We start from the raw sequence: 15,188 nt of genomic DNA on the forward strand, positions 1-15,188 counted from the left end.
CGGCTTCCTTTCCGCTGCGGTGGGCCGACGGTGCAACACCACGCGGGTGAGTAGCCCGCTGGCGGGGCCGATCACGATAGCGGCGAGGCCCGCAGTCGATTGACGGGCGAACCGCAGCCGCTGAGTCGTCAGACTAGTCAGGGTGGATGCCCTTGTGTGTCCTGTCCGCGCACTGCAACGTGCCTCACAGCGCACTTGGTTCTCCGTAGTCGAGAAGCCGGAGGCCGACGAGGAGTGGATCACTGTCCCGGGCGGTCCGACGGGCAGCGTCCGGGCGCGCATCGTCAAGCCCGCTGGCGCGGCGGGCACTCTCCCGGTGATCCTCTACATCCACGGGGCGGGCTGGGTCTTCGGCAACGCCCACACTCACGACCGCCTGGTGCGTGAACTCGCCATCGGCGCGAACGCCGCCGTCGTGTTCCCCGAGTACGACCTGTCACCCGAGGCCCGCTACCCGGTCGCCGTCGAGCAGAACTTCGCCGTCGCGAAGTGAATCGTGGAGCAGAGAGCCTCCAAAGGCCTCGACGGCTCCCGGCTGGCCGTGGCCGGGGACTCCGTCGGCGGCCACATGACAGCCGCCCTGACCCTGATGGCCAAGCAACGCGGTGGCATCCCGCTGCTCCAGCAGGTGCTGTTCTACCCGGTCACCGACGCCAGCTTCGACACCGGCTCCTACCACCAGTTCGCCACCGGCTACTTCCTGCGCCGGGACGGTATGCAGTGGTTCTGGGACCAGTACACGACCGACAAGAACGAGCGCGCCCAGATCACCGCGTCCCCGATGCGTGCCACGACCGAGCAGCTGCGCGGCCTGCCTCCAACCTTGGTGATCACGGCCGAGGCCGACGTGCTGCGCGACAAAGGCGAGGCCTACGCCAACAAGCTACGGGAGGCCGGCGTATTGGTCACCGCCGTGCGTGCCGTCGCACAGCGGGGTTGGCACCGCGATGACCGCGACGTCGAACCCGGCCAGGTCGCCTGACGTGGTCGGCGTGCCGTCGTAAGGTCCCCGCTCATCGCGGAGCCAAGGGCCGAGCTTCACCTCCAATCCTCACCAAGTCCGGTCCGCCTGTGCGTTACGCGCCCGCGAGCAGCGTGATCGGCGCTGTGGGCGCAGGGTCGGCTCGGGTGATCGCCGATACCGACTTCGGCGTCCGCGTCGGCTGAAGCTCGCGGATCACGCCGCGCTCAGGGCCTCCGTCGGGGCCAGGCGGGCGGCACGCACGGATGGGTACACGCCCGCCAGGACGCCGATGGCCGTCGCTCCGCCCGTGCCCACGGCCAGAGCGGTCAAAGGGATCACCGGTGGCCAGCCCTGATACGTCACGTAGGCGACCGTGGCAAGTGCGCCGATCGCCGTTCCCGCCACACCGCCGAGCAGGGAGAGCACCACGGACTCCGTCATGAACTGGCCCCTGATCTGTCTGCGGTTGGCTCCCAGCGCCCGCCGGAGACCGATCTCGCTGCGCCGCTCCAGGACGGAGATGTACATGGTGTTGGCGACCCCGATGCCGCCGACCAGCAGGGCCACTCCCGCCAGTCCCAGGAAGAGAGCCGAGAACGTGCTGTTCGCCGCACGTTTTGCGGCCAGGGCGTCGGACGGTCGGCTGACCTGCACCAGTCCGGGCAGCTGCGGGTTGAGGGTGGCAGGCAGGACGTCGGCCACGGCTTCCATGGCGTCCTCGTCGGCCCGTACGTAGACGACCGTGGGGTGTCCGTCGAAGGCGAGTTCCCGTTCTGCCGCCTGCCAGCCCACCAGGACGGAGCGGTCGAGGTCCTCGGCGAGCGGCATCGGGTCGAGGACGCCGATGACCGTGAACCACGTCTGATTGATGATGACCTGCGGGGCCTGCTGTCCCGGGACGATGCGGGGAATGCCGAGCCGGGCGGCGGCCTGGTAGCCGAGTACGACGGTGGGCAGCCGGTCGGTGGAGGGGGTCAGGAAACGGCCCGAGGCTACTTCGCCGTTCACTGTGGGCAGCAGGTCGTCCTGACTGGCGAGGACGGTGAGCCCGAGCCCATCGTTGGGGTCGGTCCGGTCGGAGCGCCGGACGATCGCGTGCGTGTTGGCGACGGCACTCGTGCGGCTCACCGGGCCGATTCTGGCGGCCATTCCCGCAGCCTCCGGCGGCAGCAGCACCGCGGGTTTCTGGTTGGGCTGCGGCTGTGCTCTGAGCAGATTCGTGCCCAGCGCCGTCAGTTGCTCGTCGAGGGCAGCCCGGCTCGACGCCGGAATTCCCGTGACCAGGACGAGCGTGAGGATGCCGATCGAAATGCCGAGTGCGGACAGAGCCGCCCTCATCCGGCGAATACGGATGCCGAGCAGTCCGAGCCGCAGCACGTCCGACGGCGCCAGCCGCACGGGGCGGGTCGGGTCGCGGTGCCTGGCGTCCGCGCCTGTGGCGCGAGCCGGGGCCGGATGTCGGTGCCTCGCGTCTGCGGGGCGGGGCTGGTCATGGCGCCTGGCGTCCGCGTCCGCGGGGCGGTCGCCTCCGGGAGAAGTCGTACCGCGGGTCACGCGCCGCCCCCGGCGGCCCGCGCCTCGTCGTGCACGTCGGCGACGACGTGCCCGTCCCGCATCTCGATCCGGCGGGGCAGGCGTGCCGCGATGTCCCGATCGTGCGTGATGACGGCGATGGTGGTGCCCTCGCTGTTCAGCTGGGTGAGGAGGTGAAGCACGGACTGTCCGTTCGCGGTGTCGAGGGCACCGGTCGGCTCGTCGGCGAGGACCAGCGCGGGCTCGTTGACCAAGGCCCTGGCGATGGCCACCCGCTGGCGTTCGCCGCCCGAGAGCTGGTGCGGCAGATGGCGGGTGCGGTGGGCAAGACCGACACGGTCGAGGGCGGTCACGGCCATCGGCCGGCGCCGGCGGCGCGGCACGCCCGCGTAGAGCAGTCCCGTGCCGACGTTCTCCTCGGCCGTGAGGCCGTCCGTGAGGTGGAAGTGCTGGAAGACGAACCCCAGCCAGCGTCCGCGCAGCGCGGACAGTTCCCGGTCGGACAGCCGTGCGGCATCCCGGCCGCCGATCCGGACGGTGCCGCTGGTCGGCCTGTCGAGGGTGCCCATGATGTTCAGCAAGGTGGACTTGCCGGAGCCCGAGCGGCCGACGATCGCCAGCAACTCGCCCGCCCGGATGGTCAGGGAAGCGTTGTCGAGGGCGGTGACGCCTCCTGGGTAGACCTTGCGGACGTTCTGGACGGCGAGGACGGGGGCGCCGGGGTCGACGGGCAGGTTCGGCGGGGTGTCCCACCGTGCCCGCAGACTGGTCGGCGTCCCCGGTGGGTTGGGCAGTGGTTTTGCTGGGCCGGGCCGCGGGCTCGTCATGACGCCGTCACCACCACGTCGCCCTCCTCGACGCCGGCACCGCTGACCTCCACGAGCCCCTTGGCGAACAGACCCGTCTCGACCCCGACCAGCTTCCCGCCGGGGCGCTGCAACGCGTAACCGCCCTCGCTCAGCGCCAGGAGAGCGCCCACCGGGACCACGAGCACGTCCTTCCTGGTCGCGGCCGTGAAGACGACCTGTACGGACGCCGCGTCGATCTTGGCGATGTCGGCGCTGTGCGTCGGCCGCACCTTCACCTGGAGCGTGGGGGTCGTGTCGACGCCGTCGCCCGCGTCGCTGTCGTTGCTGCCCTGCACCGTGGTGCTGACCGACATGACGTTGCCGGGGACGTCCTTGGTGTCGGGGAGGGTGATGGTGACCTTGTCGCCCTTGTGGATGGAGTCGGCGCTGCTCGCGTCGACCTTCACCGTGACCGTCTTCTCCTGCGAGGTGAGGGTGAGGACGTCCTCGGTGGCAGGGTCACCGAGCTGCGCCGTGACGGCGTCGACGCGCAAGGGCCCGGACAGAACCACGGTCCGGTCCGGATCCAGCGTTCCGGTCGTCTTCCGGCCGGTGTCGTGCTGCCAGCGCTTGAGCGCTTCGAGTACTCCGGTGGTCAGTTCGGTGCCGACGCCACCCGCACCAGCGCTTGTTGTTCCGTTGTTCGCCTCACTGCCCATACCGCTGTCCGTTCCGCCACCCGCTGGAGTCTCCGGGACCTGCCGGGGCCGGGGACCGATGTCGTAACCGAGGGCCTGCAGGTTCTCGACCAGGACGGTCACGTCCCGTCCGTTCGTCCCCGCCTTGTCCAGCGGGCGGAAGAACGGGGTGTCGCCGAAGAACGACGTGACCGGCTCGTCGTCGATCCAGTACAGGGGCTTTCCCCGGGAGACGACGGAGCCGGAGGCGGGAAGTCTGCTGATGACGCCCTTCCCGGTGCCCTTGACCGTGACGTGGCCGCCGAAGCCGAGCACGCCGGACAGGGTCCGGGAGTCGGCCAGGTCAGCTCGCTTCACCTTGGTGGTCTGGGCGGAGGGAGCGGCGGCGGGGCCGGGTTGCTGCCGCTTGCCGTGGTCCGAGAGCGCCGTCGCCCCGTAGATGCCACCCGTGGCGACCGCGAGCACGGCCGCCACCACACTCACCCTGCGCAGAGCCCGCCGCGGCCGCTTCCGGGACGATTCCCCACTCGTCGGCGAACTGTCGCTGCCGGGCGCGCCACTGCCGGCCGCCGAGCCGCTACTTGTCACTGAACGCCTCCAGCAAACAGGCCCGGTCGGCCTCGGTTTCCTTGGACTCGGGGAGGCTGCCCGTGGTGTCGTCGTCGTAGGTCCAGCCCAGGCCGTCCGGGTACACACTTGTGTCGGAGATCAGGTGGATCTTCATGCCTCTGTGCTGAAGGCACTTGACGTACGCGCGGTAGTCGTCCGCGTAGTGCGCGTTGGTCTCGGGACTGGTCTCGGGAGGTCGGAGCGGCAGCTTGACCAGGCAGGCGTCGTAAGCGGCCTGGTACTTGGAGTTGTCCTTCTCGCTCACCTTGGGGGCTGCCTGCTTGGCGCCGGCCGCGGCCGCCCGCTCGGTGTTCATCGGCACACCGTGCGCCTGGAGGCACGCGTTGTAGGCGTCCGAGAGCCGCTGCTCCTCCTCCAGGGAAGTGTCCAGCCTCAGTTGGGGCCGTTTGGCGTCCACGGCCGAGTCGTGCGCGCCGCCCTTCGACGCCGTGCTCTTGCCCGCCGGCGCGCCGGACTGCAAGGTGTCCACACCCTTGCCCGAGCTGCTCCCGGCGCCGTCACCGCCGCCGCATGCGGTCAGCGTCATTCCGGCGGCGACACCCAGGCCGACGACGGCAAGGATTCGGGATGAGTACGTGGACGAGTGCGTGGCTGTGTGCTTGTGCTGCATGCCGGACAGCGTGCGCAACGAATGTCAGGCAAACGTCAGGAACTAATAGTGGTCCGGTATTCCTGCCGGGGAAGGGCTTCTGGACGAACAGAACACCGCTGTTCCTGTTCCTAGACTGACGCCATGTGCGCAGAAGTGTTGATAGCCGAGGACGATGCCGACCAGGCCGAACTGGTCCGTCGGTACCTGGAGCACGAGGGGCACGCGGTGACCCTCGTGCACGACGGCCGCTCCGCTCTCGACCTGCTGCGCAGCAGACGCCCCGACCTGCTGGTCCTCGATGTGATGATGCCGCGGGTCGACGGGCTCGACGTGTGCCGCATCGTGCGTGCGGAACCCCGTCTTGCGGACCTTCCTGTGCTCATGCTGACGGCCAGATCGTCCGAGGACGATCTCCTGCTCGGTCTGGATCTTGGCGCGGACGACTACATGACCAAGCCGTTCAGTCCGCGCGAACTCATGGCGCGCATACGGGCCCTGCTACGGCGGAGCGACCGGGGCGCGGACACCGTTTCCGGCCGGGGAACGGATCCCTCTTCCTCCGTACTGGAGGCCGGCCCGGTGACGGTCGACCGCGCCCGGCACGAAGTGTGGGCGTACGGACGCACGATCCGCTGTACGCCGGGCGAATTCCGCCTCCTCGACCTGCTCGCCGAGCACCCGGGGCAGGTCCTGTCCAGAGCTCAGATCCTCGAGCGTCTGCACGGCTCCGACCCGTTCATCACCCCCAGGACGGTCGACGTCCACGTCATGAACCTGCGCCGCAAGTTCAAGGACGCCCAAGCGGACGCACAGCCCGCTATGGCACGGCACCTTTCGCCCCTGGTCACCGTGTACGGGGTGGGGTACAAGCTCGTGGACGACCAGCAGGTTCGCCCTCATGCGTAGAGCCCGGACCACGGCCGCCACCTCCACCTCCCCAACCATTCCAGCCGCCTCAACCTCGCCTCCGCGGCACAGTCTGCTGCTGCGTCTGCTGGCGGTCTCGGCCCTCGTCTCGGTCTGCTCGATCACCGTCACCGCATGGGTGGTGGTGCAGAGCACCGCCGTCGCGCTCAGCCGTGAGCGAGGCCAGGCACTGGCCGACGACGCCCGGGTCTACGACACCCTCCTTGGTTACGCCGCGACTCATCCGACCTGGAGCGGTGTCCGGCCCACCGTGGACCGGCTCGCGCGGTCGACCGGCCACCGCATCGTCCTACTCGGCAAGGACGGCCGCCCCCTCGCAGACTCGGCCGTCGACCGGGACCACCCGTTCCAGCGGCCGCAGAAGGCGACCGCGGTCGTCGACCCGCTGGCCGTCGACCCGGAACTGAGCAAGAACAAGGACGCGGACACGGACGACGGCTCCGGGACCGAGCTGATCGACTCGCGGGCCGTGGGCCCCTTCAAGCTGTCCGGGGAAGACAGCGAGTACCTGAAAGTCATCGCGACCCGGGTGGCCACGTGTCTGCGCGACCACGGCGGCGTCCAGGCACATATGCGCACAATGCCCAGCGGACGTCCGAGAGTGGTGGTGCCGAGTCCTGGTGGTGCGCCGATCTTCGGCGACCAGCGCTGCCCCACGACGGCGCTCACCGATCCGACACCGTCGGAAGCCGAAGCCCTGAAATCGCTCACCACGCTCGTCAACGCATGTCTGGCCCGCCGGCAGGCGGACGCGGTGACACTGGCCCTCGACGGCAGCTGGGAGGCGCGGACCCACAACGCGCCCCCTGCCTCGACCGTCACCCCGTGCCTGACGACGAGCCGCAGTCAGCAGCTGGCGCCGTACGTGGCCCCCGCCGCACTCATGTACGTCAGCGGCCCCGGACGCACGGCGACAACCTTCTTCGACCTCTCTCCCGCCAACCGGCTCCGTATCGCCGGCTGGGCCGCGGCCGTGCTGGTGCTGACGGTTGCCGTGACCACGCTGGCGGGCATCCGCCTGGTGAAGCCACTCAGGACACTGACCGCAGCGGCCATGCGCATGAAGGCCGGCGAGCTGTCCACGCGCGTGCCGGTACGGGGAGACGACGAGATCGCGAGGCTCTCGGCCGCCTTCAACGCGATGTCGCTGCGCCGCGAACGGCTGGAATCCGTACGGCGGGACATGACCAACGACATTGCTCATGAGCTGCGTACGCCGGTGAGCAACATCCGGGGCTGGCTGGAGGCGGTGGAGGACGGCCTCGCGCGTCCCGACGCCGAGTTGGTGACCTCCCTGCTGGGGCAGGCCCGCCAGCTCCAGCACATCATCGACGACCTGCGGGACCTCTCGGCGGCAGAGGCCGGCGAGCTCCGTCTGTCGCCCGAGTCCGTCCAGGTCACCGAACTCCTGTCGGCCACCGCCACGTCCAACCAGGCCACGGCCGCCGCAGCCGGTGTCACCGTCCGCACCGTGACAACCGGACCCGTCCAGGTCATGGCCGACCCGGTACGGATACGGCAGATGGTGAGCAATCTCGTATCGAACGCGATCCGCCACACGCCCGCCGGAGGCTCCGTCACGCTGAGCGCCCGCGTCGAGGCCGACCTCGGCGGGGCCGATCCCGACGAGGTCGCCACAGCCGTGATCGACGTGGCGGACACCGGCACCGGAATCCCGGCCGACGACCTGCCGCATGTCTTCGACCGGTTCTGGCGCGCGGACAAATCCCGCAACCGGCAGAGCGGCGGCAGCGGCCTCGGACTGGCCATCGTCCGCCGCCTGGCCGAAGCGCACCATGGGACCGTCACCGCAACGAGCACACCGGGCGCCGGTTCGACCTTCACCCTCCGCCTGCCGCAGCGCCGGCCCGCCGTCGGACCGAACTCACCGATGGACCAAGCCAGTACGACATGATTGGCATTCCTTCGCACGGCGTGACCATCAGGGCGTCACTCGCGTCGCAGAGCCCGCGTCCGCCAGTCGACAAGCTCGAATGGCCGGCTCCCAGTCACTGGCCGGCACTGAACGACCGCGCTCCCGCCCCGGACGTGTTCGCCGGACGGGAGCGCGGTCGGTGGGTGGGTCAGGACCTCTACGCCTTGTCGGTGACCCGCTCGCCGAGGTCGGGATTCCCGTCCGCGGGCGGGCCGTCGGCATCAGCGGGGGTGTCGGTGCCCGCGACCCGCTGCGGCAGCTTCGCCGCGATCACGATCGTCACAACGGCGAGGGCGGCCGCGACGCCGAAGCCGAGTTTCATCCCACTCACCTGGGCGGGCACGACGGCGACACCATCGGCGATCTGACTGGTGGTGCGCGACGCCATCACGGTCACTATCAGCGCGGTACCGAACGCCGCGGCGACCTGCTGCAGCGTTCCCAGAATCGAGCTGCCATGGGAGTACAGGTGCGGGGGCAGCGCGCCCATGCCCAGGGCGAAGACGGGGGTGAACGTCGCCGCCAGGCTCACCATCAGCAGCACGTGCAGACCCAGAATCTGCCAGTACGGCGTCGTCACCGCGATCTGCGTGTATCCCGCGAGGGCGAGCGCGATACCGATCGAGCCGGGCAGCACCAGCGTCCGGCTGCCGAACCGGTCGAATGCCTTTCCGACAGCCGGTCCCAGCAGGCCCATGGCCAGACCACCCGGCATGACCAGCAGACCGGTTTCGAGCGGGCTGAGGTCGCGCACGTTCTGCAGATACAGCGGCAGCAGCATCATCGAGCCGAGCATCGTCAGGAAGCCGATGGCCATCAGGGCCAGGGACAGGGTGAAGGTGCCGTACCGGAGGGTGCGCAGGTCCATCAGCGGTGTACCGTCGCGCTGCAGCCGGAACTGACGGAGCGCGAAGACCGCGATGGCCACGATGCCGGCGGCGGCGATGCCGATGCCGAGCGTCCTGCGGTCGCTCTCACCGACCAGGCTCAGGCCGTACACCAGGCCGCCGAAGCCGAGCGCCGCGATGCAGACGCTGAACCAGTCGATGGAACTCGCCTGCTGCTCACCGATGTTCTCCAGCTTGCGCAGCCCGAAGAGGGTCACCCCGGCCGCGATCGGCAGCACGACCACGAACAGCAGTCGCCAGGAGCCGGCCTGCAGGATGACCCCGGATATGGCGGGCCCGAGCGCAGGCGCCACCGACATCGCCAGGGTGACGTTGCCCATCACCTTGCCGCGGTTCTGCGCGGGCACCACGGTCATCAATGTGGTCATCAGCAGCGGCATCATCACGGCCGTACCCGCGGCCTGCACGATACGGCCCACCAGCAGCACCGCGAAGGCCGGGGCAACGGCCGACACGACGGTACCCACGAGGAAGGTGCCCATCGCGAGCGCATAGGCCCGGCGGGTGGTGACCCGCTGCAGGAACCATCCGGTGACCGGAATCACCGCGGCCATGGTGAGCATGAACGCGGTGGACACCCACTGCGCTGACTGCTCGGTGATGTGCAAGGACTCCATCAGCCGCGGAATCGCGTTGATCATGATGGTCTCGTTGAGGATCACTACGAACGTGGCCAGCACCAGCAGCCGCACCACAATAGGTGTGCCGCCGCCTGCCTCTGCGGCGGTTGGTCGTTCCGTTATCGCAGCTGACATGACAGCACCTCACTGGGGTTCCTGGTCGCAGTCGCCCGTAGCCGAGGGGAACCGGACTGGATGGTCGGACGTTGCACCGATACAGACCGGCAGGCACACCAGAACTCATCGGCCGCCTGAGTGTGCCTCATCGCCGAGTGGATCGCTCCCGAATATGCGTGGCGCACATCGTGCCCTGAGAGGGCGGTTGCATCAGGTGGACCTGCTGTTCACCGGGCCAGTGAGAACACGGGGTACCGATCGAAGGCGTGCCCGGTGGGTCGCAGTGCGGGTTCCGGCATGGCGGGTCCTGGCGAGCGACAGGGCACTGGCACCGCTCTTCGACCTGTCCCGGGTGCCCCCGGCGGGTCAACTGCTGGGCAGGCATCGGACGACGTACTCCAAGTGCTGAACGTTGCCCGCCCAGAGCCGCTCCCCGGTTCACTTGGTGCGGCCGGGCATCGGCCCACCACCAGGAACACGCCTCTCCTGATCAACCGTCACTGCCATGCCCACTGCCACGAAGCCGACAGATCGCACCGAAAGCCCCGACCGATCCTGGCGGCAAGCCCGCACCGCCCTCCGCTTCACCACCTCGCGCGATCCCGTCATCCGCTACAGCTCTGGCTCCATGTATGTCCGGAAATCACTCTACTCAACATGCCTTACATTCTCTTTACTTTCGTGGACACGTCACCGGGACCGGCCCGGACGACGAATACGAACCCCGGTAGCCCAAACCCCCCACGTGGTCTGAGACATCCTCAGTTTGCTTCGACAAGGAGGCAATGTCCCATGCAACGTGCACGACGAAGAACCCTACGAGCGGGGTTGGTGGCAGTCCTGGCCATGTTGGCCCTGCTCGTCGGTGGCCTACCAGCCACGGCGAAGCCCGCCGACACGGCGCCCGCCGCACCCGCAGCCCAGCCGGCCGCGAAGGCGAAGGTACGCGACGCGCTGCAACACGACCTCTCCCCGAAGCTGCGTGACATCGCCGCGAAGCCCGGCGGTACCAAGCGCAGCAGCGCCAAGCCCTCCGTGCAGCCGGCCCGTTCGCTGGAACGCACCGCCGTCAACCCGTCCGCGAAGGAGAGCAGCAGTCGGGTTCAGCGTGAATTCACCGCCAGCCAGGTACCCGAGTTCAAGGCCAACTTCGAGGGCGTCGGCAACGTCGACGGCGTGCTTCCGCCGGACACCAACGGCGATGTCGGCCCCAACCACTACGTCCAGATGGTCAACAGCCACTACGCCGTGTTCGACAAGAGCGGCAACAAGCTGCTCGGGCCACTGCCGGGTAATGCGGTCTTCGCCGGCTTCGGCGGACCGTGCGAGACCAGGAACGACGGCGACCCGGTGGTCCTCTACGACGAGACCGCCGATCGTTGGATGATCACCCAGTTCGCCCTGCCGGGCGGATCCGCCGGCAACCACCAGTGCATGGCGATCTCACAGACCGGGGACCCGACCGGGGCCTTCTACCGGTACGACTTCCTCTACCACCAGACCCGAATGAACGACTACCCGAAGTACGGGATCTGGCCGGACGCCTACTACATGACCACCAACGAGTTCGCGCCGTCCTTCGTCGGCGCCGGAGCGGTGGCCTTCGAGCGGGAGAAGATGCTCGCCGGCCAGCCGGCCCGGATGGTGTACTTCCACCTCGGTCCGGACTTCGGCGGCCTGCTGCCCGCCGACGCAGAGGGTCAGGCGCCGCCGGCCGGGGCACCCAACCCGTTCTCCATGTTCGACGACGACGCCTGGGGCACCTCGCCCACCGACCGGCTGCTGATGTGGGACTTCCACGTCGACTGGACCAACCCGGCGAACTCCACCTTCGGCAACAACCTGGCGCCGAACCGGTCCCTGGAGACCGCACCGTTCGACTCGAACATGTGCAACGGCGCCCGGTCCTGCATCCCGCAGCAGGGCACCTCGGCGCGACTGGACGCGATCGCCGACCGGTTGATGTACCGGGCGGCCTACCGCAACTTCGGCGACCACGCCTCCATGGTGCTCAACCACACCGTGGATGTCGGCGGCGACCACGCCGGCGTACGGTGGTACGAACTGCGCAGCAACTCGCCCACCGATTGGGCTATCCATCAGCAGGGCACCTATGCGCCGGACGGCGAGAACCGGTGGATGGCCAGCGCGGCCATGGACGTCACCGGCAACATGGCCATCGGCTACTCGTCATCGGGCAGCACGTCCTTCCCGTCGATCCGCGTGGCCGGGCGACTCTCCGGTGACCCGCTGGGCGAACTGGGGCAGAGCGAGCGGACCCTGATCGCCGGGACCGGCGCACAGACCCACTCGGCGGCCCGCTGGGGTGACTACAGCTCGATGTCGGTGGACCCGACGGACGGCTGCACGTTCTGGTACACCTCCGAGTACCTGTCCCAGACCAGCTCCGCCAACTGGCAGACCCGCATCGGTTCGATGAAGTTCCCCAACTGCGTCAACGGCCCGCGCGGTGAGGTGACCGGCAAGGTCACCAAGTCCGGTGGCGGAGCAATCCCCGGTGCGACGGTACGCGTCGGCGGCAGCGGAACCGTCACCAACGACCAGGGCGAGTACAAGCTGACCCTGCCGACTGGTCAGCACGAGGTGACCGCTTCGGCATTCGGCTACGCGTCGAAGTCCGAGACGGTGACCGTGCCCGACGGTGGCGCCGTGACGGCGAGCTTCGCACTCGACCCGGTTCCGCTGCGCAAGGTCAGCGGCGTGGTGAAGGACGACTCCGGGCATGGCTGGCCGCTCTACGCACGCATCGACGTGGCCGGCAAGCCGGGCGGCCCGGTCTTCACCGACCCGGCGACCGGCGCGTACAACGTCGACCTCCCGCAGGGTGCCGAGTACGGCCTGACGGTCAAGCCGGTGTACCCGTCGTACCAGCAAGGAACGGCACAAGTCACCGTCAGCGACAGCGACCTGGTGCGGAACTTCGACCTGGCGGTCGAGACCTCCTGCAAAGCCACCGGGTACAAGACCCGCTACGGCGAACCGGTCGTCTCCGAGCAGTTCGAGTCCGGGGACACGCCGTCCGGCTGGAGCGTGGAGAACACCACCCCCAACGGCGGCTGGAACTTCACCGACCCGAAGAACCGGGGCAACCTCACCGGAGGCAGCGGCAAGTACGCCATCGCGGACAGCGACGCCGCCGGTTCCGGCAAGCCGATGGACACCACGCTGATCACCCCGGCGATGGACCTGTCCGCTGTACCGGCACCGGTGCTGCGGTTCAACAGCGACTACCGGGCACTCAGCGGGTTCGCCGACGTCGACGTGAGCGTTGACAACGGCACGACCTGGAAGAACGTGTCGCACTGGACCAGCACCAGCCGGCGTGGTCCGGTGCTGGAGGAGATCCCGGTGCCGCAGGCGGCCGGGAAGTCCGACGTGCGGATCCGGTTCCACTACCAGGCCACCTACGCATGGTGGTGGGAGCTGGACAACATGTCGATCGTCAACCGGTCCTGCGACCCGATCCCGGGTGGCCTGCTGGTCGGCCGGGTGCTGGACGGCAACACCAACGCCGGGCTCAACGATGCGACAGTGATCAGCGAGGACAAGCCGGCGGAGAAGGCGGTGACCGGACCGACTCCGGACGACGCCAAACTCGGCGACGGCTTCTACTGGATGTTCTCGACCCTGACCGGAAAGCACCCGTTCACCGGGGCGAAAAACCAGTACAAATCGGTTACATCCACGGTAGAAGTGGCGGCTGACCGGGCCACGCGGGAGGACTTCGCACTCAAGTCGGGCCGGCTGAACATCACCCCGCCATCGGTGGAGAGCAGCCTGACGCTGGGCGAGACCAAGACAGCGACGACGACAATCCGCAACGACGGCACCGCAGCTGCCACGTTTGAGCTGTCCGAGCGGGCCGGCAACTCCGAGATCCTCGGTAAGCACGGCGCGCGCCTGCAGAACCTCCGGGTCAAGGGGGGCGGCGTGTCGCCCGCCTGGCGGGGCGACAGCAAGCCCGGTGACGTCCTGGAGCCGACCCCGTACGCGCCGCCGTGGATCGACACGGCCAACTACCCGGTCAAGGTCATGGACAACGCCGTGGCCGCGTACGACGGGAAGGTGTACTCGGTTGGCGGAACCGACGGCGCCGCCAACCTCGCCAACAGCTACGTGTACGACCCGCCGGCGAACACCTGGACGAAGATCGCCGACATGCCGGCGGCCCTGGAGAAGCCGGCAGCGACGTTCGTCGACGGCAAGCTCTACGTCTTCGGTGGCTGGGACTCGGCGGGCAACCCGTCGGCAAAGGTCTACGCCTACGACCCCGGTACCAACACGTGGGAGACCCGGGCCGGCACCAACCCGGCCCCGCGGGCCGCGCCCGGCATCGGGGTGGTCGACGGCCAGATCTACCTGGTCGGCGGCTGCGTGGACGGAAACTGCAGCAAGTCCAATGTGACCGTCCGGTACAACCCGGGGGCCGACACGTTCACCACGGTCGCCGCGTACCCGGTCGCGGTGGCGTGGCAGGGCTGCGGCGGGATCGACGGCGCGCTCTACTGCGCCGGCGGCAACGGGCCGACGACGCTGAAGAGCACGTACGCCTACAACCCGGGCGCGAACGCCTGGACTCAGATGGCCGACCTGCCGGTCGACTTCTGGGGGGTGGCCGCGGACAGCGCGAACGGCCTGCTGGTGCTCTCCACCGGTGTCATCAACAACTCCACCACGGTCACCAACCAGGGCTGGGCGTACGACCCGGCGGCAAACTCCTGGTCGGCGCTGCCCAACGCCAACTTCGCCCGCTACCGGGCGGGTGCGGCGTGCGGGTTCGTCAAGGTCGGTGGCTCGACCGGCGGCTTCACCCCGACGTCGGACAGCGAACTGCTGCCCGGTTTCGACCAGTGCGCCACTGCCACCGACGTACCGTGGCTGTCCGCGTCCCCGACCTCGGCGACGCTGCAGCCCGGGGAGAGCATCACGGTGAAGGTGGCGTTTGAGGCCTCCACGGCGGCGGGCGTGCAGCAGCCCGGCAAGTACACCGCCCAGCTCGGCATCAAGTCGGACACTCCGCCTGTGGCACCGATCGACGTGACGATGACCGTGCAGCCGCCCAAGGACTGGGGCAAGTACACCGGCACCGTGCTCGGCGAGGACGGCAAGGGCGGCACCGATCAGCTGGCCGGAGCGACCATCCAGATCAATGCCGCGACGTCGAGCTACACCCTGCGGACGGCCAAGGACGGCACCTACGCCCTGTGGTTCGACACCCGCCTCAACCCGGTCAACGTGATCGTGTCCAAGGACGGCTACAAGCCGGTGACCACCACGGTGAAGCTCAAGAAGGGAGAGACGACGATCGGCAACTTCACGCTGAAGAAGAGCTAGTGACCCTGTCCGCGTGAGGACAGCACGGGCCGGTCCCTCGGGACCGGCCCGTGTGCCATACCCGGCAGGCGGGCGCCACCCACCGGACGGCAGCGGATCGAAGAGCATCGCCGCTTCGAC

Annotated in this window: 8 protein-coding genes and 1 pseudogene; 4 read left to right on the forward strand and 5 right to left on the reverse strand. The window is 68.9% G+C overall.

The window, feature by feature from the left end; all coding sequences use genetic code 11:
• Positions 1–208: 208 nt before the first annotated feature.
• Positions 209–919, forward strand: a pseudogene (locus BIV24_RS08505) (alpha/beta hydrolase); the annotation flags it as partial.
• Positions 920–1,177: 258 nt separating this feature from the next.
• On the opposite strand, the gene BIV24_RS08510 reads toward BIV24_RS08505, so the two are convergent.
• The 4 genes from BIV24_RS08510 to BIV24_RS08525 form a co-directional block, all read right to left on the reverse strand.
• The gene (locus BIV24_RS08510; protein WP_245766706.1) at positions 1,178–2,518 is read right to left on the reverse strand and encodes an ABC transporter permease; all 1,341 of its coding nucleotides are present in this window, start codon (positions 2,516–2,518) and stop codon (positions 1,178–1,180) included.
• Entirely contained in the window at positions 2,515–3,324 is an 810-nt protein-coding gene (locus BIV24_RS08515; RefSeq protein ID WP_079168085.1) for an ABC transporter ATP-binding protein, read from the reverse strand. Before BIV24_RS08515 ends, BIV24_RS08510 begins: the two co-directional genes overlap by 4 nt.
• Positions 3,321–4,457 carry an efflux RND transporter periplasmic adaptor subunit gene (locus tag BIV24_RS08520; protein ID WP_079168094.1) on the reverse strand — a complete coding sequence of 379 codons (1,137 nt, stop codon included), beginning with the start codon at positions 4,455–4,457 and terminating at the stop codon, positions 3,321–3,323. Before BIV24_RS08520 ends, BIV24_RS08515 begins: the two co-directional genes overlap by 4 nt.
• A 103-nt stretch (positions 4,458–4,560) precedes the next feature.
• On the reverse strand, positions 4,561–5,223 hold the full coding sequence (locus BIV24_RS08525; RefSeq protein ID WP_079168095.1) for a hypothetical protein: 663 nt from the start codon (positions 5,221–5,223) through the stop codon (positions 4,561–4,563).
• A 123-nt stretch (positions 5,224–5,346) separates the two neighbouring features.
• Between BIV24_RS08525 and BIV24_RS08530 the strand changes: the two genes are divergently transcribed.
• Both BIV24_RS08530 and BIV24_RS08535 read left to right on the forward strand, forming a co-directional pair.
• A complete protein-coding gene (locus BIV24_RS08530; RefSeq protein ID WP_071365584.1) occupies positions 5,347–6,111 on the forward strand; it encodes a response regulator transcription factor in 765 nt (254 codons plus the stop codon).
• Positions 6,104–8,047, forward strand: coding sequence for a sensor histidine kinase (locus BIV24_RS08535; RefSeq protein WP_071365585.1), 1,944 nt, complete (start codon positions 6,104–6,106; stop codon positions 8,045–8,047). The genes BIV24_RS08530 and BIV24_RS08535 overlap by 8 nt, the downstream gene beginning before the upstream one ends.
• 178 nt (positions 8,048–8,225) lie before the next feature.
• Here the strand turns inward: BIV24_RS08535 and BIV24_RS08540 are convergent, their stop codons facing one another.
• The gene (locus BIV24_RS08540; RefSeq protein ID WP_071365586.1) at positions 8,226–9,731 is read right to left on the reverse strand and encodes an MDR family MFS transporter; all 1,506 of its coding nucleotides are present in this window, start codon (positions 9,729–9,731) and stop codon (positions 8,226–8,228) included.
• Between the two features lie 813 nt (positions 9,732–10,544).
• Between BIV24_RS08540 and BIV24_RS08545 the strand changes: the two genes are divergently transcribed.
• A complete protein-coding gene (locus BIV24_RS08545) occupies positions 10,545–15,068 on the forward strand; it encodes a carboxypeptidase regulatory-like domain-containing protein (protein ID WP_177198649.1) in 4,524 nt (1,507 codons plus the stop codon).
• The last annotated feature ends 120 nt before the right edge of the window (positions 15,069–15,188 follow it).

Origin of the sequence: Streptomyces colonosanans (assembly GCF_001866645.1) — a bacterium.
GTDB classification, from domain to species: domain Bacteria; phylum Actinomycetota; class Actinomycetes; order Streptomycetales; family Streptomycetaceae; genus Streptomyces; species Streptomyces colonosanans.